Source organism: Photobacterium sp. HL06, from assembly GCF_059552575.1.
On record NZ_CM183915.1, the window covers coordinates 2,479,222 to 2,503,707 of the forward strand.

At 44.6% G+C, this 24,486-nt stretch carries 29 protein-coding genes; 10 read left to right on the forward strand and 19 right to left on the reverse strand.

Features of this window, described 5'->3' with window-relative positions:
- Positions 1-161: 161 nt before the first annotated feature.
- On the reverse strand, positions 162-509 hold the full coding sequence (locus AC51G0_RS29225) for a hypothetical protein (RefSeq protein ID WP_496303033.1): 348 nt from the start codon (positions 507-509) through the stop codon (positions 162-164).
- Positions 510-832: 323 nt separating this feature from the next.
- On the opposite strand from AC51G0_RS29225, the gene AC51G0_RS29230 reads away from it, so the two are divergent.
- Positions 833-1,486: a hypothetical protein gene (locus AC51G0_RS29230; protein ID WP_496303034.1), complete on the forward strand. Its 654-nt coding sequence runs from the start codon at positions 833-835 to the stop codon at positions 1,484-1,486.
- 149 nt (positions 1,487-1,635) lie between these two features.
- On the opposite strand, the gene AC51G0_RS29235 is transcribed toward AC51G0_RS29230, so the two are convergent.
- Positions 1,636-2,427, reverse strand: coding sequence for a DUF4344 domain-containing metallopeptidase (locus tag AC51G0_RS29235; RefSeq protein WP_496303035.1), 792 nt, complete (start codon positions 2,425-2,427; stop codon positions 1,636-1,638).
- 154 nt (positions 2,428-2,581) lie between these two features.
- Here AC51G0_RS29235 and AC51G0_RS29240 point away from each other — a divergent pair, with 154 nt between their 5' ends.
- Positions 2,582-3,475 carry a LysR family transcriptional regulator gene (locus tag AC51G0_RS29240; protein ID WP_496303036.1) on the forward strand — a complete coding sequence of 298 codons (894 nt, stop codon included), beginning with the start codon at positions 2,582-2,584 and terminating at the stop codon, positions 3,473-3,475.
- 131 nt (positions 3,476-3,606) lie between these two features.
- Here AC51G0_RS29240 and AC51G0_RS29245 read toward each other — a convergent pair whose 3' ends face one another.
- Complete coding sequence (locus AC51G0_RS29245; protein ID WP_496303037.1) at positions 3,607-6,300, reverse strand: bifunctional acetate--CoA ligase family protein/GNAT family N-acetyltransferase; 2,694 nt, start codon at positions 6,298-6,300, stop codon at positions 3,607-3,609.
- A gap of 175 nt (positions 6,301-6,475) precedes the next feature.
- Positions 6,476-6,985 carry a DUF2301 domain-containing membrane protein gene (locus AC51G0_RS29250; protein ID WP_496303038.1) on the reverse strand — a complete coding sequence of 170 codons (510 nt, stop codon included), beginning with the start codon at positions 6,983-6,985 and terminating at the stop codon, positions 6,476-6,478.
- Between the two features lie 151 nt (positions 6,986-7,136).
- On the opposite strand from AC51G0_RS29250, the gene AC51G0_RS29255 reads away from it, so the two are divergent.
- The 4 genes from AC51G0_RS29255 to AC51G0_RS29270 all read left to right on the forward strand — a co-directional run bounded on the left by AC51G0_RS29255 (position 7,137) and on the right by AC51G0_RS29270 (position 9,948).
- Positions 7,137-7,718, forward strand: a complete 582-nt coding sequence (locus AC51G0_RS29255) for an SPOR domain-containing protein (protein ID WP_496303039.1) — start codon at positions 7,137-7,139, stop codon at positions 7,716-7,718.
- 323 nt (positions 7,719-8,041) lie between these two features.
- On the forward strand, positions 8,042-9,034 hold the full coding sequence (locus AC51G0_RS29260; RefSeq protein ID WP_496303040.1) for a D-alanine--D-alanine ligase: 993 nt from the start codon (positions 8,042-8,044) through the stop codon (positions 9,032-9,034).
- Positions 9,035-9,146: 112 nt separating this feature from the next.
- On the forward strand, positions 9,147-9,320 hold the full coding sequence (locus AC51G0_RS29265) for a YhfG family protein (protein WP_496303041.1): 174 nt from the start codon (positions 9,147-9,149) through the stop codon (positions 9,318-9,320).
- Positions 9,310-9,948, forward strand: coding sequence for a putative adenosine monophosphate-protein transferase Fic (locus AC51G0_RS29270; RefSeq protein WP_496303042.1), 639 nt, complete (start codon positions 9,310-9,312; stop codon positions 9,946-9,948). Before AC51G0_RS29265 ends, AC51G0_RS29270 begins: the two co-directional genes overlap by 11 nt.
- Positions 9,949-10,027: 79 nt before the next feature.
- Here the strand turns inward: AC51G0_RS29270 and AC51G0_RS29275 are convergent, their stop codons facing one another.
- On the reverse strand, positions 10,028-10,999 hold the full coding sequence (locus AC51G0_RS29275; protein ID WP_496303043.1) for a tyrosine-type recombinase/integrase: 972 nt from the start codon (positions 10,997-10,999) through the stop codon (positions 10,028-10,030).
- Positions 11,000-11,248: 249 nt separating this feature from the next.
- Here AC51G0_RS29275 and AC51G0_RS29280 point away from each other — a divergent pair, with 249 nt between their 5' ends.
- Positions 11,249-11,611 carry a DUF3319 domain-containing protein gene (locus AC51G0_RS29280; RefSeq protein WP_496303044.1) on the forward strand — a complete coding sequence of 121 codons (363 nt, stop codon included), beginning with the start codon at positions 11,249-11,251 and terminating at the stop codon, positions 11,609-11,611.
- Between the two features lie 50 nt (positions 11,612-11,661).
- Here the strand turns inward: AC51G0_RS29280 and AC51G0_RS29285 are convergent, their stop codons facing one another.
- The gene (locus AC51G0_RS29285) at positions 11,662-12,177 is read right to left on the reverse strand and encodes an ATP-dependent zinc protease family protein (RefSeq protein ID WP_496303045.1); all 516 of its coding nucleotides are present in this window, start codon (positions 12,175-12,177) and stop codon (positions 11,662-11,664) included.
- A 109-nt stretch (positions 12,178-12,286) separates the two neighbouring features.
- Positions 12,287-12,892: an HAD family hydrolase gene (locus tag AC51G0_RS29290; protein ID WP_496303046.1), complete on the reverse strand. Its 606-nt coding sequence runs from the start codon at positions 12,890-12,892 to the stop codon at positions 12,287-12,289.
- A gap of 120 nt (positions 12,893-13,012) precedes the next feature.
- On the opposite strand from AC51G0_RS29290, the gene yciH reads away from it, so the two are divergent.
- A complete protein-coding gene (yciH, locus tag AC51G0_RS29295) occupies positions 13,013-13,336 on the forward strand; it encodes a stress response translation initiation inhibitor YciH (protein ID WP_496303047.1) in 324 nt (107 codons plus the stop codon).
- Positions 13,337-13,435: 99 nt separating this feature from the next.
- Here the strand turns inward: yciH and AC51G0_RS29300 are convergent, their stop codons facing one another.
- Entirely contained in the window at positions 13,436-15,580 is a 2,145-nt protein-coding gene (locus tag AC51G0_RS29300; protein ID WP_496303048.1) for a methyl-accepting chemotaxis protein, read from the reverse strand.
- Between the two features lie 714 nt (positions 15,581-16,294).
- Here AC51G0_RS29300 and AC51G0_RS29305 point away from each other — a divergent pair.
- Positions 16,295-17,644, forward strand: a complete 1,350-nt coding sequence (locus tag AC51G0_RS29305) for an ISNCY family transposase (RefSeq protein WP_496304247.1) — start codon at positions 16,295-16,297, stop codon at positions 17,642-17,644.
- Positions 17,645-18,002: 358 nt separating this feature from the next.
- Entirely contained in the window at positions 18,003-18,464 is a 462-nt protein-coding gene (locus tag AC51G0_RS29310) for a phage protein (RefSeq protein ID WP_496303049.1), read from the forward strand.
- Between the two features lie 50 nt (positions 18,465-18,514).
- Here AC51G0_RS29310 and AC51G0_RS29315 read toward each other — a convergent pair whose 3' ends face one another.
- The 11 genes from AC51G0_RS29315 to AC51G0_RS29365 form a co-directional block, all read right to left on the reverse strand.
- Positions 18,515-19,900 (reverse strand): DUF8370 family protein, encoded by a 1,386-nt coding sequence (locus AC51G0_RS29315; protein ID WP_496303050.1) that lies wholly within the window; start codon positions 19,898-19,900, stop codon positions 18,515-18,517.
- Positions 19,901-20,048: 148 nt separating this feature from the next.
- The gene (locus AC51G0_RS29320; protein ID WP_496303051.1) at positions 20,049-20,201 is read right to left on the reverse strand and encodes a hypothetical protein; all 153 of its coding nucleotides are present in this window, start codon (positions 20,199-20,201) and stop codon (positions 20,049-20,051) included.
- 9 nt (positions 20,202-20,210) lie between these two features.
- The gene (locus AC51G0_RS29325; protein WP_496303052.1) at positions 20,211-20,408 is read right to left on the reverse strand and encodes a hypothetical protein; all 198 of its coding nucleotides are present in this window, start codon (positions 20,406-20,408) and stop codon (positions 20,211-20,213) included.
- A gap of 100 nt (positions 20,409-20,508) precedes the next feature.
- The gene (locus AC51G0_RS29330) at positions 20,509-21,024 is read right to left on the reverse strand and encodes a virion protein (protein ID WP_496303053.1); all 516 of its coding nucleotides are present in this window, start codon (positions 21,022-21,024) and stop codon (positions 20,509-20,511) included.
- Positions 21,025-22,104, reverse strand: coding sequence for a hypothetical protein (locus tag AC51G0_RS29335; RefSeq protein WP_496303054.1), 1,080 nt, complete (start codon positions 22,102-22,104; stop codon positions 21,025-21,027).
- Entirely contained in the window at positions 22,101-22,925 is an 825-nt protein-coding gene (locus AC51G0_RS29340; protein ID WP_496303055.1) for a hypothetical protein, read from the reverse strand. Before AC51G0_RS29340 ends, AC51G0_RS29335 begins: the two co-directional genes overlap by 4 nt.
- Positions 22,925-23,467: a chemotaxis protein gene (locus AC51G0_RS29345; RefSeq protein WP_496303056.1), complete on the reverse strand. Its 543-nt coding sequence runs from the start codon at positions 23,465-23,467 to the stop codon at positions 22,925-22,927. The genes AC51G0_RS29340 and AC51G0_RS29345 overlap by 1 nt, the downstream gene beginning before the upstream one ends.
- Positions 23,457-23,837, reverse strand: a complete 381-nt coding sequence (locus AC51G0_RS29350) for a hypothetical protein (protein ID WP_496303057.1) — start codon at positions 23,835-23,837, stop codon at positions 23,457-23,459. The genes AC51G0_RS29345 and AC51G0_RS29350 overlap by 11 nt, the downstream gene beginning before the upstream one ends.
- On the reverse strand, positions 23,834-24,052 hold the full coding sequence (locus AC51G0_RS29355) for a hypothetical protein (RefSeq protein ID WP_496303058.1): 219 nt from the start codon (positions 24,050-24,052) through the stop codon (positions 23,834-23,836). Before AC51G0_RS29355 ends, AC51G0_RS29350 begins: the two co-directional genes overlap by 4 nt.
- Positions 24,052-24,201, reverse strand: coding sequence for a hypothetical protein (locus AC51G0_RS29360; RefSeq protein WP_496303059.1), 150 nt, complete (start codon positions 24,199-24,201; stop codon positions 24,052-24,054). Before AC51G0_RS29360 ends, AC51G0_RS29355 begins: the two co-directional genes overlap by 1 nt.
- Positions 24,201-24,482 carry a hypothetical protein gene (locus AC51G0_RS29365; protein ID WP_496303060.1) on the reverse strand — a complete coding sequence of 94 codons (282 nt, stop codon included), beginning with the start codon at positions 24,480-24,482 and terminating at the stop codon, positions 24,201-24,203. Before AC51G0_RS29365 ends, AC51G0_RS29360 begins: the two co-directional genes overlap by 1 nt.
- Between the last annotated feature and the right edge of the window lie 4 nt (positions 24,483-24,486).

A 24,486-nucleotide genomic window follows, 5' to 3' on the forward strand; every position in this document is an offset into this window, starting at 1 on the left:
TGGAGCTGCTTAATGAAGAATATACCTGTTTGGTTTCTTAGCGCTGTTCATTTGGTGGAAATGGCTGATGTAAAGCCACTATATTGAGATAAATTGCTTGGAAAACCATTTTAAAAAGCCCTCAAATGAGGGCTTAATTGTATATGTAGCTCATGATTTGATTAGCCTGCAAGCGCAGGATCACAGGCTACCTTTTCGACTTTTTGTTCAGCTTTGGATACAGGGACAGTGAGTTCACTGTTTAGCTGATGAATCGCTGTTGATAGCGCTTCTTTTACAATCGCTTTATCGTCATTTTCTAGTGCAAGTATTGCACGGAAGAGCTCTTTTTGAATGCAGGTAACTTGCTTTGATGCGTGCTCTAGTTCGAGGTATTCAATGGAGGCAATTTCATGGATACGTTGTGCCGAAATACTGGCGGGAGAAATGGCACGGTTTGTCATCAGCTGCGAAGAACAATGCTTGAGATATGAAATAGTCTGCGAAAGCGATTGTGAGGGTTGTTCCATAATGATTAATCCTTAATCTTTGATTTTAAATCAATTTGTGTCTTCCCGGTCACTTGTGAGTCACTTTAGAACAAAATGTTTTTGTTAATATTAATGCAGATCAATTAATTGCTTATTCCCTTCTGTTCGAAAAGTAAACTACAGTTGTAAGACTTAATGATGAGATGGTGAGTTTTACTATGCACTGGCAAATTTAACCATATCCGAAATGCGGATGATAAATTGCTAACTATAAGGCGTTGAAATTAAACAATAAAAAGGTTGGCATGCTACCTGCTATAACCATGAGCATAGCAATCATATCGTTGGTTAAAGGAATCGACATGAAGAAAGGATTTGGCTTACTTATTGTATTTATAGCGCTTTTTTCTTTAAGCAATATGGTAGTAGCGAAAGATAAGCGAACTTTTACAGGCAGCGTTGGCGTTAATGAAAAGACACTTACCGAGCTGGTGTTGGAAGTGCCGGTGGGGATGGTGAATGTCCAGGTGGTCGATAGCGACGTTGTCACATATAGGGTGGATGTTGAGGATAACTCATCTAGCTGGTTTCTCTTTGCTACGGATCTTGAATCACTCATATTGATTGAACAGATCACCGACCAGGCGATACACCTGAAGATTGATGAGGACAGTATCTCTCAGCAATGGACGTTAAATGTGCCCAAAGAGCTTGCACTGCAAATTCAAATTGGTGTTGGTAATATCGAGGTTGATGATTTCGGTCAGTCACTCTCGGCTGATATTGGTGTCGGCTCCGCGTGGATCGGTGTGAATAGTGCAGACTATGGTCATGTCAGCGCATCTGTCGGTGTTGGCGAAATTCAGGTTCAAGGTTTTAATCAGGGTAATTTGCTTAAAGAACGAGTGATGGTGTCTGATCAGCTGACCTATAGCGGAACCGGAAAGCATCAAATTGATGTAGAAATCGGTGTTGGAGATGTCAACCTTAGTCAGCCCCTTGTTAGTAAAAGCTAGTTGTTGCTAGAAACTGGTGTGAATAGTCAAAGAGTTGGTTATGCACTATTTTGACTGCATAGTCAGTTTGGTTGGAAAATTACCGGGGTTATATTTCAATAATTGGGTGGATATTCAAAATTATGAGTAGCCACCCTTTCAGGTTAACGCTAGTTTTCGTTTAGATAGGTCATCCAGCTATTAGTGACACGGGCAAACTCATCCAGGCATATTTCTTCTCGCTCAGTTTTGAACGCTTTATCAATCTCTGACAACAATTGTGAATGCTGCTCGGGGTTACTGCCGTAAATCAAACATAAGGTGTAGTAATAGCGCTGAATGTCGAGGCTATGCTCATCGATAAAATCTAAACTGTCGAATTCTTCAATTTGCTGATCTTCGTAGGCAAAAAGATCCGCGGCACTAATCGCAACCTCGGCACCGTTATCTACATAGTTCAACAGCAACACAGTGGCAAAATTGTCAACGGCATCTTCTTCTTTACCCAGCACAGGAATGTCATTGGCTGAGATAAAAGCGTGGCCAAGCTCATGTAGCAAAGTGTGCAGTAATGTATCAAGAGCCGCTTGTTGTTCGCTGATCCCTGATTCTTGGTAGTTATTAGATTTAAAACGTTCTATTGCATGCTGAAGGAAAGAATAGGGGATTTGGATCTGATGTTGTTCGGGATCGTATAAAGGGCCTTCCTTCGTTCCAAAGATAATCGTCATTTTGGGCGTGAAAATCATCGCTGATTCACTGAGCTCCTGAACTGTTCGGATTGCATCGGATGACTGGATAATGCTAAGGGCTTGTTTCTCTTCCGCAGTGTGGGCAGGAAGATATTGGTATTCAATACTTGGCTCTGGAAGCACTTGTGCTGGCGAGTCAGCAAGTGAATGAAAACCAAAAAATGGCAACGTTGTTAACAGGCCTAGTGGAAGTACATATTTTTTAAGCATTATATTTATTGCCTTATACCGGGAGTGTATAGCGTGTATTGATTAGAAATAGACTATGTATAGCAAGGTAAATGTCACCTTTTTCATGGGAATAGGGTATAGAACTGTGATACAACGTTAAAAAAGGATGTCAGCTTGTCGGCTGGGAGAGGATGTGAATAAATTATTGTCTTTTGAAGCGCTATTAGTGCTTGATGCCATTGAACGTCGTGGAAGCTTTGCTGCAGCCTCAGAAGAGCTAGGGCGAGCACCATCGTCTTTGAGTTACCAGGTGCAGAAATTAGAGCAAGATTTGGATCTAGTGATCTTTGACCGTTCAGGCCACAAGGCGGCCTTTACCAAAGCGGGTCGCTTGCTGTTGGAGAGAGGACGACAGCTACTTACTGCTGCTGATGAAATGATCTCTGATGCTAGTGCATTGGCCCACGGTTGGGAATTAGATATCACAATCGCGTATGACGGCCTGATCAAGCTGGATTATATGCTACCGCTGGTGGAAGGATTAGCGAAACAGAGTAAAACCCGACTTCGCTTTCAAGAAGAAATTCTAGCTGGATGTTGGGAAGCTCTCGCTCAAGATAGAGCTGACTTGTTGATTGCCCCAGCTCCAACTGTCGCGCCTCCCGAAGTGAAAATTCAGCCTATTGGTAAGCTGGATTCTGTCTGGGTAGCTCATCCTGACCACCCCATCCATCAGCATGATAATCCTCTCGATCCATCAGTCAGGAAGTTATATCGAGGTATAGCCGTTGCTGATACTGCCCGGAACTTACCTCCGCTTACTTATAATATTCTTGATGAGCAGCCATTACTTACTGTGAGCTCTATGCACAACAAGCTCGTTGCGCTAAAAGCCGGAATGGGCATCGCGACAATGTCGAGCTGCTTTGCTGAAGAAGCAATAAAAAATGGTGAATTGGCGGTAATTGGCGATGATCCCGTTTATGAGATGGAGGTCGTGCTGGCTTGGAACCGTAGTCGTATGGGTAAAGCGAAGACATGGTGTATCCAGCATATCGCGAATTTATGGAAAAAGCAGTCGAAGTAAATGAAAGCTAATATGCTGGTGGTATGTTTGGAGCACAAGGTACTGACTGATTAGCCTTGAACCAAAGCAGAGAGAAAACCAATGGTGCAGGGAGCACCATTGGGCAAACGACATGTCCTTGTTTAGCGAAATTACTTCAATGGCAGCAGCATTTCCACAATCCCGTCTTCCATCTGAATATCAATTTCAAACCCGACTTTTTGCGCCAGCATGATCATGCCGCGATTTGATGGCATGGTCATTCCTGTGATCCGCTGGAGCCCACGCTGCTTACAGTAATTAATAATCTTATTCATTAAGAGACTGCCCAGGCCCACGCCTTTTAAGTCGGATCGAACCAGAATCGCAAATTCGGCTTCTTCATTTTCAGGATCAGACAAGGCGCGGGTAACCCCAATAATTACCTCATCTTTTTCGCCATTGTCTAAAGTGATTTCACGAGTTGCAACAAATGCCATTTCCCGGTCGTAATCAATTTGGGTCAGGTTCGCCAGTGCTTCATGGTTTAATTCACCGACATCGGAGAAAAAACGCCGGTACAAATCATCAACCGAAACCTTAGAGATAAACGCTTTATGTTTTGGTTCATCTTCAGGCAAAATAGGGCGCAGCAGGATCGGTGCCCCGTCCTTGAGAGTGACATGTTCTTCATGTTCTTTGGGGTAAGGACGTATAGCGAGCCGTATCTGCTTATCACCATCAAACTGCTTGATCGTCATCGAGGCATCAATGACCGTCATTTCATCACCAGAAGCCAGCAGTGGGTGGATATCGAAGCTGATGATCTCGGGGCAATCGATAATCAGCTGGGAGATCTTCACTAGCAACTTGCATAACGCTGGAATATCAATACGTTCTGGTAGACTGCGCTGCTTGATTTTCCCTGTCTTAATGGCATTAATCACCATATAGCGTGCCAACGCCATATTCAGTGGTGGAATGGCAACGGCAGCATCTTTGTGAATATCCCACTCGGCAGCGTCTTCTCCCATCATGATCACTGGGCCAAAAACCGAGTCGTTATGGACCGAAATACGTAGCTCCTGTGCACCAGAGCGGTTGGCCATCCGCTGTACTAACAGGCCATCAATTTGGGCACTCGGATAGTTTAGCGAGACACGGTCTAATATTGCCTGGGCACTATTGGCGACTTCGGCTGCGGTTCTTAAATGCAGCATAACGCCATGAACTTCTGACTTATGGCGGATATCCGGAGAGCGAAGCTTAACTGCAACAGGATATCCGATTTGTTCTGCAATATGAGCGGCTTCTGCAGGATCGGTTGCAATCCAGGTTGGTAGTGTTTTGAAACCATAACTCTCAAGTACCGGACGAACTTCGTGGGTTTCGAGTTCAGAGATCCCTTGTGCAAGCAGGTGATTTAACACGTCATGAACATGACGAGGATTGGCTTGTATTTCACCGAAAGAGACAGGTGTCTCCATTAATTGCTTCTGGTTGCGGCGGTATTCAACCAGGTGCATGAAGGCCGAAGCTGCACTTTCCGGGGTACGGTAGGCTGGAAAACCTGCCTCGGTAAAAATTTGCCGAGAAATAGCCGCTTCATTTTCACCCGCCCAGTTGCTCAGTATATTAAAGCGCTTGGTGCGAGGGTGTGACTGAAGAACATGCGCAAGCCGCTTTGCAGTTTCATTGCCAGGAGCAATGGCTGAAGGAGAGTGCATGATCAGAAGTGCATCAAAATCATCACTGTCCAACAAAACCCGAATCGCTTTTTCATAGCGGTTGATGTCAGCATCACCAATGATATCGATGGGGTTGGAATGCGACCAGCAGGTCGGCAATACCTCAGACAGTTTTTCAATGGTGTCATCACTGAGTGTGGCCAGTTTGCCTCCTTGATCAGACAAAGCATCAACGGCCATAATAGCCGGCCCGCCACCATTGGTAATGATAGCCAGTCGTTCACCACGAAGGGGAACAGAGTGGGCTAGCGTTTCAACTGCTGCAAACAGTTCGTGGGTATTGTGTACCCGTAGCATACCTGAGCGGCGAATCGCGGCATCATAAACGGCATCAAGACCAACTTCACCACCAGTATGGCGATGGGCTGCCGCGCCACCTGCTTGGGTGCGGCCGCTTTTAAGAACCAGGATCCGTCTATTACGAGCAGCCGCTCGTGCCGCTGACATAAAGCGCCGCGCGTCTTTGATTGAATCAACATACAAAAGAATCGCTTCGGTTTTACTGTCTCGGCAGAGTGAATCAAGGAGCTCGGCAAAGTTTATGTCGCAGGCATCTCCCAAAGAAAGGAATGTCGAAAAACCGATGCTCTTATCCTTGGCCCAGTCAAGGATGGTGGTACAGACAGCGGCCGACTGTGAAATAAAAGCGATGTTGCCTTTATTGGCTGCGATGGGTGAAAACGAGGCATTGAGGTTTAACCATGGCAGAATTAACCCCATGCTATTGGGGCCTACAATACGCATGTCATATTGTTTGGCGATGGCATACATACGGGCTTCTTCGGTTTCACCCGTGCCATTAAAGTCGCTATTCATACCAGCGGCGAGCACGATAGCAACTTTGACTCCTTTTTGACCCAGCTGACGGATGATATCGACGTTGCGATGAGCATTGGTGCAAACAATCGCTAAATCAGGTACCCGTGGCAAACTGTCTATTGTTGGATAGGCAAGTACGCCAGCGACAGCGTCATATTTTGGAGTGACCGGCATAATCGGGCCGTGGAAACTACCGGAAAGAAGATTTCTTATTACGACGTTCCCAGCCCGGTTGGGGCTGTCTGATGCACCAATCACAGTGATTGATTTAGGCTTGAGTAGTTTGTCCAGTCCATCCATAACTTCACCCGGCATTAAAGAGAGTTATTCAAGAGTCTAACGGATGGTGGCTGGAGTTTCTGACTAAAGTGTGCGAGCTGTGATCAACACCAAGTTGTTTAATTAAGAGGACTTTTTATCAAAAGGTAGCATTAGAGGCTGCGAGAGTCTTTGGCTAACGCAGCCTCTAAGAGGATTAAACTTGATAACGGCTCTTATCACCAATATCGAAATGAATAGGCATCCGCCACTTTGCAACGGCTGCAATAGCTAACAGAATTGATCCTGCCATACTGAAAGCGATGCTGATATGTTCCAGCCCGAAAACTTGACTGAACCAAAAACCAGCCAGCATCAGCGGCGTCAGCTTCAATATTTTGATCTGAAAACAGAAAAACTCTTTAATCGCAAGAGCGCTAAAAGTAAATAGTGCCGCACCAAGTGCAAGAGGGCTCCACAACCCGAGTATTAGCCAAACTGCGGCAAATAGGCCACTGCCCATAATAAGCAACCTAAAGCGTTTGTCGTAGATATGAACAGTACTCGCAGCGATAAGTGCTGTAACGACTATGGCTGGTACTGCGAAGTTTGGCTCCCAGATCATAACTGCCATGATGGCCGCAGAAGCCGTAAGCACACAGCGGTATAGGATTACAGTTAATCTATCAAGGCTGTCTAACTCGCTCTGAATATGCGGATCGGCCATTTGTAACTCCAAAACAGGAAGAATGAGGGTATTTTACAACGGAATCATGTGACGAATAGCTGATAGTTATTGATCTAACGTAAAGTTAGGGTTGATTGGGTTAATAAGCAACGGCAGAATGAAACCAGAGTTTTGATTTGGCAGAGTTATAATGAAGAAAATCGCCGTGTTCACCGTTGTAACGGCACTAGCCGGGTGTGCGTCAGACAGTGAAAATATACAGATTGTTACTTCTTCTTCGGAAGAAACTTACACCGCAGAGCAGCTTCACTCGCTTGAACAGATGCAAGAAGCAAAAATTGAAAAAACACTGATCGCCTTGAAAGAGGAAGCAGTAAAACCAGAACCGATACCTGAGCAGGTAAAAGAAATCGTGATGGTTGAGCCGGAAAAGCCGCTTATAAAGCAAGAGCCTAAGTCAGATAAGCCAACCTATCAGTATGCGAAGGCTGCCTCGGAAGGATACACCATTCAAGTATTGGCATTGAGCCACAATAAAGGCTTTACGCCATATATGAACAAACTACCATCCAATCAGCCGGTTTGGATGAACAAGAAAAAACTTCAGGGTTTACCGTGGTACACCTTGTTGTATGGACACTTCGATACACGCGAACAGGCGAAACAGGCTTTAGCGGCATTGCCAAAAGATGTGAAAGACTATGGCCCATTTATCAGGAGCTTGAGCGAGATTAAATCATCGTCAACGCCTAAGTTAACTAAGCTACATTAACCACAGAAAAGAGAGCCCACGTGCTCTCTTTTTTATTGGCTTGGACTAGCTGATGTAGTATTCATCACTCTTTACTCTTATAAACTCAATAGAAAAAGTTGATAAATAAGCGGTATTGCGGATTTTTTGTCCGAACTGTGTGGTGTCATTGAAATATTTTGCTGTTGATTGACATGTAAGGTGCAATCGTTCGACTTTTTTTATTACTATTGAGTGAGAATTTAAGCTAAAGCGTTTATGCTGGTTATAAACTTAGACGCTAAGCAGCAATACATATTGACTGGCAAGGCAATGGTTGTCAGTTTGTACTACAAGGGATGATAATGAGCTCAATCCATGTTTTATTACTGTGCGGCGGCGGAAGCGCCGAGCACGAAGTTTCACTCGTTTCTGCGAACTACATTGAACAGCAGCTCCAGCAGATTGATGGCATTACCTATACCCGTGTTGAGATGAAGGATAACGGTTGGTTTGACAATGAGGGGCAGCATTGCCAGCTGAACCTTGATCGCTCACTACAAGTTGGTGGCCAAAAAACTGAAATCAACTACGTGATCCCGTGTGTTCACGGTTACCCGGGTGAAACTGGCGATCTTCAGTCATTTTTGGATATGGCGAAACTACCGTATTTTGGCTGCGGTGCAGAAGCTAGCACAAACTGCTTCAATAAAATCACCACGAAACTCTGGTTCGATGCACTTAACATCCCTAATACGCCTTATGTTTTCCTCAGTGAAAACAACGCTGATGCGCACTCCCAGGCTGAAATGGCATTAGACAAATGGGGGCAGGTCTTTATCAAGGCAGCATGTCAGGGCTCATCCGTGGGTTGTTACCATGTGGCGAGCAAAGCTGATCTTTCTGAGGCAGTAAATAAGGCTTTTTCTTACTCAGAACAAGTGCTTATCGAAAAAGCGATAAAGCCTCGCGAACTTGAGATTGCAGCTTATCAATATGGTGACGAGCTGGTAATCACTAAGCCGGGTGAAGTTTCCTGCCCGGACGATAAATTTTATACCTATGAAGAGAAGTACAGCACGGACAGTCATTCAACGACAACAGTTGAAGCCAACGATCTGACTGATGAGCAGATTGGCCAGATCCGTGGCTATGCCCGTAAAGCCTTTATCCAGATGAAGCTAAAAGATTTGTCGCGAATTGACTTCTTCTTAAGTGAAGATAATGAGATTTTGCTGAATGAAATTAATACCTTCCCAGGTATGACGCCTATTTCGATGTTCCCGAAGATGCTGGAACATAACGGCCATAAGTTCCAGCTTTTCTTGGAGCAAGCAATAAAAGCGTCCGCAATATAGGCAGGTAAGCGTTGGTTGGGGAAGTGATGTTATAAGCATCATTTGCCCCGATCTCATTTGGCGATTTTATCAGTAGCTGTAATACTGGTTATAGGCGAGAACAAGGAAAACTATGCTGACAACGAAACAAAAGCGTGAGCGATTTGAAGCTTTACGTGCCCGAAATTACCGGGCGAGCCTTCAGCTAGAAGGTTTCGATGTTGAGCCAGCACTGGTGAATGTTGAAGCCGAGACATCAACGGAATCAGATCGAATTGCCAAACTGAAACGACGGTATGCGAGATAAATATGGTGTGAATCAGGATCCGGATTGTTACTCCAATACGTCCGTTCTGAAAAATCGCTTATCCATTATGGATGAAGATGAACTTGAACTCGCCGAGAGAGATTTCACTCGAGTTCGAGCGGAACATTTTGAACCCGCTTTTGATCAGTTTAATCTTGCCTATCTTCAGGAAATTCACCAATTACTTTTCCAGGATTTGTACGTTTGGGCTGGCCAAATTCGAAAGGTCGACATAACCAAAGGTCAAACTCGTTTTTGCCATATGCAGAATATTCAGCGAGAAGCTGATCGGTTATTCAGTGAGCTAGAGCAAGAAGACTTTCTCTGTGGGTTACCGTTCGATCGCTTTATTCAGCGTATTGCGCATTATTATTGTGAACTCAACATTATCCACCCATTTCGTGAAGGTAATGGGAGGGTACAACGTATCTTCTTTGAAATACTTGCGATCAATGCAGGTTATGAAGTGTGTTGGGAAGGTATTAACTTAAAAGAGTGGGTCGAAGCGAACCAGATGGGATATTTTGGTGAGCTTAAGCCTTTAGAGAGCCTGTTTGAACGAATTACAGTTCCTATCGATCTCCGGCAAGGTCCTCGCGAACACTGGGCTGACAGCCCAACGGAGTGAAGACGTCAGGCTGTCGAGTTATCTATTCGTATTGCTAATGCACTATAACTTTGACTCTGTTATATAGACAATAACTCCGTCACTTTTCCCATGGTTTAGGTTTTATATATTTCGCTATTTCTTTATCATGGCGATCAGTGTTACCTACGTATTGAGCAGGCATTGCAGGGCTTTTCCAGCGTCCCTGGTCTTGAATTTCATGAATAGATAGACCAGAGTTGGCTAAATCTTTGGCTGCACCTACTCGCGGAGACTGACCAGAAAAAATAGTAGATGCCGGTAAATTTAATTCATCGCTTGCACGTCGAAACACTCGATAAATTGACGAATGGTCAAGAGGTAGGTCTCCAATGTTGCTATGGCGGTCGATGCGGCGAAATATATACCCATCGGAAATCATGCTAACAACTAACCAACGCTGTAAAGCTTTTGACGATACAGCGCTAAGGGCGATAGTTCTATCGGAAACCAATAGGTCAATTAAACCACTTGGGTGGATTTCAATCGATTTAATGGTTAGATCGGCCAGTTCGCTGCGCTTAAGCATCGCTTCGAAAGCCACAGCCCAGATAGCCATGTCGCGAATATCTTTAACTTTGGTTGAAAGCTCAAACCTATCGAGTAGGCGTTGCAAATGCTCATCACGAAAGGCCGATGCGTTTCGGTAGTCGTCATGCTTTTCTAGTTGTTGTTTTTTCATTTCTAGCCGAATTTCAGTGTGTGCACAGGGGTCAGTTAATTTGTGGCAACGATGAACCAGAGCAACCGTTACCATGTAACGCTTCAGGCTAGACAGCTTTCTTGTACGTGACATGTGGTCAATGTAACGATGAACCGTATCTGAGGTTGCGGGTAATGAGGAAACTTTGTTTTCCGTACAAAAGGTCAAAAAATTATTCCAATCGTTCTTGAAAGCAACCAGTGTATTTCGCGCATATTGCTGATGAGTAAGGACTTTCCATGGTTCAATTGATTCTATGAACTGTCTAAATGTAGCGAGACTGAGCTGCTGCTGAGCTTCGTTATCAATAGGGGGAATTGTTTTTGCCATTGTTAACACAACCGTCTAATGCACTATAACTATAAATATATGACAAACAAAAAAAAATGCATACTGAATAACAAAATAAATCACATAAATGACAAATTTATACGCTTATCAAGAAGACAAATGAGCAACTTAATGCTTCAATAAGAATAGATATATGAGTTTTGTAACAATCATTGTTACCTCATAAAGCACTGATTTAACGGTTATGTTTTGTACTAAATTTTGGCTCAACTTAGTTGAGGGGCGGGAATGAAAAAAAGAATATTTCATCGTGGGCACAATATTGAGAATGCTACGAGTGACCCAGATGGCTGGAAAACCACAATTAATGGTCGCCCAGTTGAAAGTAAACTTACACTAGTTAAGAAGAGTATTGACTGGTGGTGCGATATGAAAACATTTATGCCACCTGAAAAATTTGCAGGTGTTGGTTCTCAAGCACCGTTGACTGAACAAAAAATTGAAGAATATAAAGGTTTTAAGCTGATGAATGATAGCGGAAAACCTAATGAGTGGTATGTGATATTACGAGGGCGATTATTGAAAGGATCGCCCATAGCTATCAAAAAACACTTAGATGCCGTTATAGAAAAGCTAAAGCTACAAAGATAGAGTAGGGTAATGATGCTAAACTAAACGCCGCTTGGGCGTTTAGTTTACGATTAATCGTCTTCATCTAGTTTATCAACGTTGACCAGGTAATCTCCACTTAACCAGTTACGTCCGATAAGTAGTTTATAGTCGAGTTTGCTTCTATCGCGTAAGTTAACGGCAACGCGTTTGTGCTCACCGTTCCAACCTAAATCCATCTTCACTGCATAGCGACGTTCAACACCTTGAGCATTTCTAATCTTGCTGACTTTTATGATTTTGCCTTTATAAGTCGCTTTATCACCGTTTTCATTAATTGAGGTGAACTCAACAGTTTCACCAAGATGATCTCGCATATCATCGCTGTCACTTTCTTCACCAGTCACTTTGATATTGGTCGCATGTATCGATGTCGTCTTTGCGCCAGTATCAATGCGGGCTTTGAAATCAAGATCTAGCTCATGAACTTTGATCGTCTCAACTTGCCCAACAATCGATCGTTCTTTGCTATCTTTACCGTCAGCCATAGCTAAATTTGCACCAGTTACTGAAAACAGTATCAAGGCGGGTAGCAGAAGTTTCTTCACACAGGCTCCTAAAGGGTCATCGTCTATTTTTCAATATAGACACTAGGTTGATGGTTATGTTCCACTTTACTAGAACAAGTCGTTTAACTCACTCAATCTATGTCAAATTTTAGCTAATACTAAGGATATTTTGAATTTTGTTAAAACATGACGCGCTTTGCTCAAACAAAACAGTATGAAACCCAAAAGCTTGCGCTGCTATAAGGTTTTGCTCATGATCATCAATATACAGTGATTCACTTGGAACTAAATCATATCGTTCAATGAGTAACTGGAAAATATCAGGCTCGGGTTTCATCATTAACTCTTTCCCCGAGACTAAACCACCTTTAAACAAAGAGATAAGACTGTGGCGATCATTTAGCGTTTCGAAGAAAGCACTACTCATATTGGTCAGGTAGTATACAGAATAGTGGTGATCTATTACTTGAAACAGAAGGTTTTCTGTTTCATTAATCTTTACCAGGCTATTTAAAATGTGCTCAAAAAAGTCTTCCATGCGAGATTCAGATAAACCTGTTCTTGCAGCAAACTTGGGAATGACTTCAGCCATTAGCATGGTGCCACGATCAAGACAGAGCCAGTCCGGGTGATGAAGTACACCTTCAATTAACAGGCGCTGTTCGTCGGGAGAATCTGTAAATGACGTCACAATTTCGTACGGTTTCCATTCAAACAGGACACCACCAAAATCAAAAATTACATTACGAATCATAACAGTTTCCGTTTTACTACCATTTATTGATAATATTCGGTAACTGGTAAACCGCAAGATTGATTGCTTAACTTATTACCAGGCTCACAAATCCCAGAAAGCAGACGAGATTTTTTTCCAATGAATGATAACAGCCGCTTAGTATTCTCGACAGAAACTGGCCGAATCAAAGAAGAGAAAGCAGCACCACAGCGTCCCACAGGCGATGGAGTTGTACGTATTCAACGTCAGACAAAAGGCAGAAAAGGCAAAGGTGTTTGCATCGTAACAGGCCTTGACCTTGATGATGCTCAGCTAAAGCTACTGGCTGCAGAATTGAAGAAAGTTTGTGGCTGCGGTGGCTCGGTTAAAGATGGCAATATCGAAATTCAGGGCGATAAACGCGATGTCATCAAAGCTGCTCTTGAAAAAAAAGGTCATACCGTAAAACTAGCCGGCGGCTAACTAGCAGAAGCCCGAGTTCTCTCGGGCTTTTTTTGTCTATCAGCTGTGACTATAACAATAAGATAAGGCACCTTGCAGCAATGTGCCATCAACCTAATTTCACACTTTGAACGGCTGAACTATTTGTTGCTGCTCCGTAGAGAGAAGCTGAAGCTCAGAGCTTAACTGAGCCGAAGCTTCGGCCTCCTGAGTTATAGCATGGCTAGCTTCTCGGATATTAACCACGTTAAGATTAATTTCATTCGCAACCATACTTTGTTCAGCCGCGGCCTTCGCGATTTCAGCTCCCATCTCACTGGTATGCTGAATATGCTCAGAGATAACAGACAAAGCCTGTGTCATTTCATTGACTTGCTGAACAGCTTTGATTGCTTTTTCATTGCCACTACTAATAGCGCCTACAACCTCACCAGTTCCAGATTGGATTTGTTCAATTACTTTTCGAATTTGACCAATTGAATCTTGTGTTCGTTCAGCAAGACTTCTAACTTCACTAGCCACTACGGCAAAACCTCGCCCTTGTTCACCGGCACGTGCAGCTTCAATAGCAGCATTCAACGCAAGTAAGTTTGTTTGCTCAGCAATACCTTGGATAACAGCAAGAATCGACTCAATATTTTCACTATCATTTGCCAGGCGTTCAACCAAAGGCATTGCTGCAGAAACGTCATCGACCAGGGTTTCTACTGCTTGTGTGGTTGCTACTGCTACTTGCTGGCCGCTAGAAGCCGCTTGTTGTGCATCATCTGCTGAACCTACACCTTGGGCTGCATTATCAGCAACAAGGCTAGCCGTTGCTGTCATTTGTTGAAGTGCTGCAGCAACTTGCTCTACCTCAAAGAACTGCTGTTTGCTGCTCTCGCTGGTACGGCCTGCAATGTCTGAAGCTCGTTCAGATGTTGCTTGAGCGCTGATAACCGATTCGCCAATATGTTTGACTGTTGTTTGAAGCTTCTCGAGAAATTGATTAAACCAATGCACCAAATGACCAACTTCATCATCGCTCTCAACTTTTAGCCGTTGGGTTAGATCCCATTCCCCAGAAGCAATACTTTGCAGACGACCTGTAACTTGCCAAATAGGCTTAACAAGATAATAAGACGCGAACCAAATGAGTAAGAGTGTAACCAGTGCAATTGCTAATGCCATCACTAGTTGAAAAAGTGTGGTTTCGATATTTTGTTGTTCTACTTTCTTATCTAATTCAATAGCACTGGCTAATACATATTTACGTGGAGCACTAAATACCAGCCCCCATGGGCTAACATTTCCACTGAGTTGGACAGGGACAAGAGCTTGAAGTGTTTGATTCTGCTCATCCCAATTTAAGCTTATGTGCTTTTTTGACAACCATTCATCTATCCCAGTCTGGCGGCCTATAGGTAGCTCTTGTACCAATTTCCCAAGTTGGGATTTGTCGTGATCAAAAGCAACAACCAATCCATCTTGGCTCAGCAAAAGGACTTGCCCATGTCCGCTGACAAAGCTGTTATCTACGTTTTCTATTAATGGTTGTAATGATTGTAATGACAGATCAATACCCAACATCCCCAGCACGTCACCATTTACAATTAAAGGGACGGTGACAGATGTCATCAATAGCTCATCGGAACCAACATCATCAAGATACGGGTTTAAAACGCAAGATTGGCGGGTACGAATAGAGCAGGAATACCATTCGTTTACGGGACGTCCAAACTCATCCAATTCAGTATCGATAATATCTTCTTCTGCCATAACCTCTAGATCGACATTACCGTCGGTGTCTCTGGCCCAGTAGGGGACAAAGCGGCCAGTACTGTTTGATGCGAGATCATCGTTACCAATATATAGGCTGTCTGAATCAGTCAATGCATCAGGTTCCATTACGATATATAAACCAAGAATATCTGTCTGACGTTCTACAACTTGTCTTAGGTACTGGCTAATAGACCTGCGAAGCTGTTGACTTGAGGAATCATTAAGCTTGGCGCTCTCGCGCATAAATATAACTGTCTGAGCCAGTATTTCAGCTCGATTGTGATTTTTGTCTAAAACAGCCTTTACTTTCTGCGCTTGTTCAGAGGCTAAAACAGAAACGTATTCTTTCGCTGTCTGTTGCAAGTTTTTTGAAGTTTGTTCACGAACTAAAGATTGAGTTTGTGTTGAATGGTACAAAGAAAAACTAACAAGGCCAGAGAGTGCAATTAGCAGGCAGATCCCTGAGAGTAAGGTGAATTTCCATCGAACTGATAAGTTCTTCATCTATTAAACCTGTTTAATATCTGTTGTTATTTATTGTGCTGCATAATGGTTTCGGCGCGCATGATATCCCTTTGTTATGTAACAGTGCAAAAAAATATATTTAGAAAAGATGAAGTTAGACCAGTACTTCGTGAAAGCAACCAATAGGTTTCTGGTTTAAGGCTATGGTGCATGATTAGCTATGACTAGTAAGGCTAGTAAACTAGCTAAGAGCATTAGAACAGCAAAATAGATAAGCAAGAATGGCAAAGCACAAGCAAAAAGCTCGAAGAGCCTATATTTGTTGTAATAATCATTACTAATAGGATTTAGTAAAGATCATTTACGGTGCATAGCAGTGTCAAAGGTTTTGCCGTAACGCTGTATAATTTCAGCTAGGTTTGAAGCGCCAGGCAAACTGAACATTTGCAGCAGAGCTTAAAAATAGGTGTTAATTACCTATTTTATGGTAAATAGCGAATACTGTTAAATTGTACAGTACTGAGGGCATATGGAATGCTATAGAAGAGGACAGAAGAAGCAATGCTCGTACATAGCCCTAAGTTCAGACGTATCCCTGAAGCGCTATTTAACATAAGGTACATAATGCGCACTAAAGGTGTAAGAACCATTTAGAAGTGTCAGGTTTGAGCCAGTTAGAAATGTCATGTTGAACTAACTTCAGAGCACCATTTACCTAGTGTGTTACCTGGAGCCAATGAGATGTTGCTGACCATGACTGATGATGAATTACTGCGGATTAAACTCGTCCAAGACATTTGTGACAAACGCTTAACTGGTGTTGAAGCTGCCCGTATTCTCAGTTTGAGTACCCGGCAAGTTTATCGCTTGGTAAAGCGTTTTGTGGAATTTGGTTCAAGCGGTTTAATTTCATTAAAGCGTGGTCAACCCGGCAATCATCGACATGATGATAAATTAAAATTACAAGTACTCGCCTTAATCCACGAATACTACGCTGACTTCGGGCCGACTCTGGCTCATGAGAAACTCACAGAGCTTCATGGCATTCACGTCTCAGTTGAAGCTCTCCGCCAATGGATGATTGCCGATGGCCTCTGGGTTCCCCATGCTAAGCGAAAGCCTCGTGTCTATCAGCCTCGTCATCGTCGCGATTGCCTGGGCGAACTGGTTCAGATCGACGGTTCCCACCACGACTGGTTTGAAGGACGCAGCCCTAAATGCTGCCTGCTGGTCTACATCGATGATGCCACCGGGCGTTTGATGAACCTGCGTTTCAGTGAGACCGAATCCGCCTTTGACTACATGGTCGCTACTCGCGAATACATTGAACAGCACGGTAAGCCAACGGCCTTCTACAGTGATCGCCATGCTGTATTTCATGTTAGCAAGCGTGATGCTCAAACGGATCGACTGACCCAGTTCGGCCGGGTGTTAAACGACTTAAACATTGAACTGATTTGTGCCAATAGCTCACAAGCCAAAGGCCGCGTCGAACGTGCGAACAAAACGTTACAGGATCGCTTAATCAAAGAAATGCGCCTCCAGGGTGTTGATACGATTGAGCAAGCAAATACCTGGCTGCCCGATTTCATTACAGACTTTAACCGCCGGTTTGCTAAACCTGCCCGTTACCCCAAAGACATGCATCGCATCATCAGAGAAACACCGGAAGATTTGGACGATATCTTTGCCTGGCACGAAGTACGTAAGCTATCGAAATCACTGACTTTTCAGTACGACAAGGTTCTCTACCTGATCGATCCTACAGAAGAAAATAGCCGGCTGGCACAAGAGGCGGTAAAAGTTTTGGATTATCCTGATGGTACGATTGCCATCCAGTACGGCCATCGAAAACTCAGTTTTAAAGTCTTTGATAAATTGGCGAAGATTGACCAAGGCAGTATTGTTGATCATAAGCGGCTCGGCGCCGTACTCAAATTTGTCCAGGCCAAGCAAGATGAACTCGAGCAGCAAGGTAAACGCGAACGCAATAAAAGAATGCCAAAGCGCACCGCCCAACAACGGGCCCAACAGCAACTCCGCGCCATTAACCCGGTTCTGATACACCCTGAAGACTTCAAACCGAGCACCAAGAAAGGCTGACTTCCCTACTCTACAGTCAGTTTCGGAACAGGATGAACTACCTTGAAAGGAGACATTTTAATCTGGGAAAGAAACAGGACACTTTAAAATGGGATAAACAAAAGGGTTATGATTTAACATCTTTGGGTCAGCCTTGAAACCTTCATCAATCACCGTAAAAAAGTCTTTGGAAACAGTTAGTTAAACTCAACTCTGGTGGTTTTTGGCCGCTTCAAATCCAGTTAGATTTGTCCGTGCCGAAACGTGTGCTTACTGGCGCTGGTGTCCGTTGTCTGCTTTTCATCGCCAGCGTCAATCATTGCCCACGCTATCCATCGGAAAAAACTTTTAACTGTGTGAATTTTTTGCGAGGTACATCATGCTGCATGAATCATTTGTGAAGTTGTTCTGGCGCCATTTCAGCTCTATTGCCGAGGCTGCCGCGTGGTTTCATGTCAACCCGGTGACCGTTAAGCGCTGGCTGTCCGGCTGGATGGACGTCAACCCGATGGCCGAAAAGCTGCTGATCATCCGTGCCCGTGGCTACCTGCCGGATGATACCCGCTGGCGTGGCTTTCAGGTCGACGAGGATTACGCGGTGATCATTACGCCCACTGGCCGTCGCTTCAGTCCCAAGGAGCTGGATTCATGGGCAGAGCGCGTTGATGAGTACCACGCGCTAAAACGGATGTACGAGCTGGACTACATCCCGGTACGCTCCAATGTGGTGACGCCGCTGCCGTTCCGTGGCGGTCGGCGGGTCAAGGAAGTACAAAGTGACACGGTCACTAAGGCGAAAAAGAAGCAATACCGCAAGGCTCAGGCCAAGCGAACCAAGTAAGCTCCCTAGCCTTTAGATATGAAAAAGCCCGCGGCTGCGGGCTTATAAACTCATGCACTTTCTCGTGCATCAATAGTAAAAATAATTTTACTTTCAGATATTTTCAGGTCTTTGAATATTGTTGCCATACGTCCATACTCTCTATCTGAATAACAGAGAATCGCATATATATCCTTATCTGATTCAGGTAAGTTCTCTTCTCTTTTTAATTTTTTAGCAATAGTATCTTTTAGCACATTATTACTAGCCAATTTAAATGACAATTGCTTGCTTAGCTTTAGTTGATTCCTTTGTTTAACATTAGCTAAGAATACAAGTTTCATTAATAGCCGTAATTCTGTTTCGCGTGTGATGGGTTTTTTGTCAATATAGACATGCTTATATCCATCGGTTTCTTCTATTACACTTTTAAGTAACTGTGCTTTCATATACAAGTCTTCATGATTGTCATTAGACATATCATAAAACTCTGTCATTTTTAGATGATTGTATATGGATTTGAGATTTTTTATAAATAGCTTCTCTATGTTAGAAACCTTAATGCTACTATTAGATTTTGCTTCTCGATAGTTTTCTTCTTTTGCTTTTATAAAGTAATCAATATACTCTGGGTACTTGCTGACAGTGTCTCTAATGGCTTGATTGTACTCTCTCTTTTTGTAATCTTCAGGTAGGCAGTTAAAAAGGTAAGCATTCATCCTTTCTCTTAGCAACTCATTTGGCATCGCATCAACAATACCATCGAAATTAGAATACAAATCTTGCTTGTTAATCCATGTTTTGTCTTTAGTGAGAATTGACTTTGGTGTTAGCAAAACAAAGTCATTATTATGTGTTGGAAGTGTGAATTCTTGAGGTTTCCATGATTTAGTATTGTAATCAAAAAAGCTTTTTTTTACGTAATGTACTTCCAAATGCTTTTTGTCAATATTCTCTTTTGCAAACTTCTCAGTATATTCAAGAAGATATAGTTTTATCAGGTTCGTGGTAAAGTCGCTAATATTATCTTTGCCAACTCCATCCTTTATTAAGCAAAGTTTTTCTAAGTGACTTTCTTTAGTTATACTTTCTTCGCCAAAATTGGGGAATATTGTATGCAGGTTTTCGTTTAATGAACTGGCGAAATCATTACCAAGACCACTTCCACCGTTCCCGACCTCACTATACCCAAACCAGTTTTGCTTAACTTCAGGAAACATAAACCATGCTTCTAAGTCTCTCTTTCTTATATGTCCTTCAGCTGCTTGCTCCTTTAGAAAAGCTACATATGAAATCACATCATTGTGGAGATCTCTTAGCTCTTCATCATCATTTTTATATAAAAGGAACGGGTCAATAAACAACGGTAAATCATTGATTAATGATGGGTTAAATGCTCCATATTCCTCGATGGTTTTCTCATCAACCTCGAAGAAATCGGAAAAATAAACTTTCATACTTCACCTCAATACAATACGCAAACCATAGCTATAGGGTTGCAACCAGTATCACATTAACATGAAAAGCCCAGAAAACACCGTGTGATGTATGGCTTTCTGGGCTTCTTGAGGCTTCGATCAATATCTTTGTTGTGAATGAGCTAGTTTAACGATGCTCTTCTATTTTGGTAATTCTTGCTTCGTGCTGTTCAATAATCTTTTTTATCCAAGCAATATCCGTCTTCATCGCTATTCCGGTACCAAAAGCAGAGCAAAAGCCAGTCGCCGCAGCGACCAGCACAGTTTGGTAGACATCCATCCAAGCCCCCTAGCCCTTTTCCTTGCGAACCGTGTCCCACAGACCGATGATGGCCGCGGCAATTACCGGAATCGTTCCGCCAAGTTGGGCACCGGATTCACTTAGGGTCACAGTAACTAGCTCGCTGTTCCCAGTAAGAAGACCAACGGCCGCACTGCCAAGTAGCATCAATCCGGTTTTAGTACTTGGCTCTTTAAAATTAATCATAACAATCCTTGTGAGCGTAGAAATTTAATGGTGTACGCGCCGAGAACCATCCCGGCGACGCTGATAGTAATTTTAGTGACAACGCTTTTGGTTGTGGGGCTCATGCCAATTTGACCCCTTTCATCACCTCACTCATGGTGTAACGATGGCCGACTTCCATTCGCGCCATGCCCTTGATGAGCACGGCGGCCGTGTCGTTATTACGGACATCAAGCATCTGGTGCTTACCATAGCCCGTCCACCGGGCAACCATGTCGGCGTAATGGTCGCTCTCATTTTCGTTGCTGGGCGCAAAGGTGTGCACAATGCTGTGAATGGTATTGATGCCACGGCGCTGGTAGCTGCGCAGGACACGAGCTGCAGCGCGGAAACCGTATTTGTCATCTTCGAAGATGACGAAACGGCCGTCACTACCAACCTGCCCGCGCCAGTTGTTGCGTGAACTGTATTCGATGTTGAGCGGGTTGTTGTTGCGAATTCCGCGTGGTTTTCCTGATGCCATATTGTCTGTCATCCCTGTGATTGTTGACCAAGACAGGCCGTCTCCATTAGGCTGCCGGGCACGATATAATACCCAGGCAATAACAATGACGAAGAAAGCCAGCCAGCGATTCATTTACACACCCAATGCATAAAAATGTATATGGTTATGTCTGCTGTAATATGCTTCCACATCAAACGTATATTCACCTCGCCCAAGGTGGTAGCCAGTGATATTCGTTAACTTGATTGTATTTTCAGACAGGTCAGGCGTAATTATTAACTCCGTCAAAATATCTCTCGAGTTGTTTATGGATTTAATATTTACAATAAGGTGCCTGCTAATATCATTGATATACGGTACACGGGGTAAGTTAAACGTCATTCCCTCTGAAAATCCTGTATCGGGGATATTGGTTGCAATTTTTAGGTACAGGCCATCATCCCTATCAACTTGGGTCTCCTCCAGTTGGGGGGCCTGCCCAGGTTCGCCATAATAAACACCCGCACCAGTAATATATGTATGCTGGGCGCTATCAATATCCAATCGCTCAACAAAAAACGCATACTGTTTATACATATCCAACTCAAATCCACTTTGCCAGTCCTCGACGTGAACAAATGTGCCTTGGGCGGTTACTGTTTTTTCCGTGACTATTCGAATAGCATTGCCATCACTATCAAGCTCGGCAATGCCGTATCGCACTCGCTCTTTTCCACCGCCGGATTGCAGTCGAAGATATGCATGAGGCGTAATAAGTTTTGAATGTGCCGCAGGATTAGATGTTGGCCGAAACACTTGAAACAAAACTTGTTTCATGCCCATGTTGGCAATATTTAACGCCCCAGCTTCAGCCTTTAATTCATCTGCGCCCCAAAGCCAACCATGCCAAAAATTAGCCAGCTTATAATTACCATCCTCCCCGGTGCCAACTGGTGTTTCACCCGACCAGTTAGGACATACAGGGGCAGCAATATGATGGCTATAATTTAACGAGTTGGGCACAGCTCGCTGTGTCGCAGGAATATCCCAATGACAACGCATGATTTCAGTTTTATTCGGCATCCCCAAAAATGCAGCGTTGCGCAGCATATTCAGCGGTTTCTTATTACTTGCCTCTTTACAGTCTCTGGCAATCTTACTCATCTCATGAGCCAGAAATTCAATCTTGTTACGTGCGCTACCTGCAGGCAGCCGTTCTTTTAGTGTGCTCATCGGCTCACCTCAATGATTTGAATGGTATCGCCGTCCGTCCCGACAAAGGTCAGCTCGGCGGTGGTTTCCAGTTTCAATTGCTCACCCGGTGTTAGCTCCCAGCCAGTACCCAGTGTGACCGCTTGGATATTGCCTGCGGCGGCCTTAACCAAAACGTGACAGCGTGACGTATTTCTCGCCAGTACGGCGTTTCCTGCGGTTAACGTCAGCAAACTGCTGGCAATAGACTCACCGCCAACGGGCTTGGTCAGTAACGGATGGGTGCCGTAGACGCGTACCGCCTGCCCGGTTTCCAGCTTGACCTTTGGCAGTGTCGACACCTCAATTTGCTGACCTTGAGCCAGCGAGACTTCTGGTAGTTGTGTTACAGACAATTGTTGATTGGCGGCAAGTTGCACCTTGGGTAGCTGTGACACGGTCACCTGTTGGTTGGCATCCAACTGTACTTTTGGTAGCTGTGAAATCACGACAGCTTGACCATCGACTAAGGCCACTTTGGGTATCGTACCAATGTTGACCTGCTGGTTGGGTGACAGGGTCACTGCTGGCATTTGAGTCACGGCCACCTCCTGCCCGTCACTGGGCGGAATATAGCGGCCATACCCGCAAATGATAGATACGGTGCCTGCTTCACCCGTGTTCTCGACGGTAATGCGGCCTGATAGCTGGCTGTCAATCACCTGTGCACCGGGCTTTAATCGGTATTCCCCGCGCTCGGTCTGGATGAGTAGCGCCTCGGGGCAGCTCTCGATATACAGGAACTCCCCAACGGCCTGAAACTGCTTTCGCTCACGTGGCTGCATGTGCTGCTTGAAAGTCATTATTTCCGTCCCTTAAAAATGAATGCCATGGCCAGCATGACCACGATAACCGACACCATAATGGCCATCTGCTTGGAGGTGGCAACCTGCCCGCCGTCCACTTTCAAGGCCGCCAAGTCTTTAATTGCAGCAAGGCTCTCACTGTTCTGGGCTGCCTGATTTCCGGCAAGGCCAGCCATCATTTGCAAGTTTTCGCCATTGGTGTCCGTGACGTGTTTCATGGCGTTGTTAGATACATCAGCATTGGTCTCCAATGCATCGCGGCCAAAGTCCATGGCCGAGTCAACGGTATCCTTGCCCATTTCCAATGCCGCTTTGCTGACATCGGTATTGCTGGTCATTGCCAACTCATTCAGTTCACTGGCGCGTTCCATCGCACCGTGGTCAGTCATGGTCACGTTAATGTTTGAATCACTAACCCCTGACACCATGACCCCGTTGTTATCACCACTGGTTGCCGCCGTACCACTGACATTACTGGTATTCGTCGTGGTATTCGTGGTGGTCGTGGTGTTGTTCGTACTCTTACTTTTACCGCCCATAATCTGCCCTGATAATTAGGTATCCATCTTCATCCTTGCCGCCATCAAACATAGGCAAGCCAATCATCCGTAAAAACCGCAATTCAGCAGGCCGTTGGGTATGGCAGCGAACGTATCGGCACCCAAGCTGGCGGCCATAATCAAAAATGGCCTTGGCACCAGTTTTCAGCTCTCCGGCAAACCCCACCGCCACCAATTCCAGCTCGCCATTGGGATGTTGCTCAACACGCAGCAGCGCATAGGAATCCGGGCCCGTTTGGTAGGTGGCTTCCCTGCCCGCCTGTACTTCTCGACAGGCTTCGGCATGGTAATCACCCAATGCGGAGATTAATGCCGGGCTGGCTTCATCCCATAGACATGGCCGCATCATTTCTTCACCATGATGTAGAAGACGGCCACGCCTGCCAGCAACAGTGCCCACGTTGGAATGCCGTTGTTGCTGCCCATGTTGACCGAGCCGCCTTTAAACCCGGAATGGTTCTGGGTATCGGTACGGTTGTTGGTGGTACTGGTTGCGGTGGATGGCCCGGCTGAACCGCCTTGCAGGCCACCGCCGCCAGTCAGTGATGTCATTGAGCCCAGCATTATTTCATCACCCCCGTAATGTCGAGGAGCCACAAGGCCATTAACACGGCAATCAATATCTTGAATGTCCGGGCAAAGGTCTCACCGCTAAACAGTCCTGCGGCATACCCGATGGTTCCGGTCAGTAACGGCCAAAAAAGTAATGGCATTATTTCCCCCGCATCATCAAAACCATGAACATCATCAGTACCATGAAGCCGCCGCCCATGATGAGCAGGGTCTTGTTGGTGTCCGTTCCCGTGTAAATCGGTTGTCCGGTCGGCTCCCTTGCTGGCTCTTGGTGCTGTGGCGTGCGGTTTTCTTCCGGTGCTGCCGAAGCGACTTTTTCCGCCTCATTGTCAAACCAAGAATCCAGCCACTGCTCGCCGCCACTCATGACCGAGTCGCTCAACCCGCCTAAGGTTTCGCCCAGGCTATCAAGTACCCCCATAGCG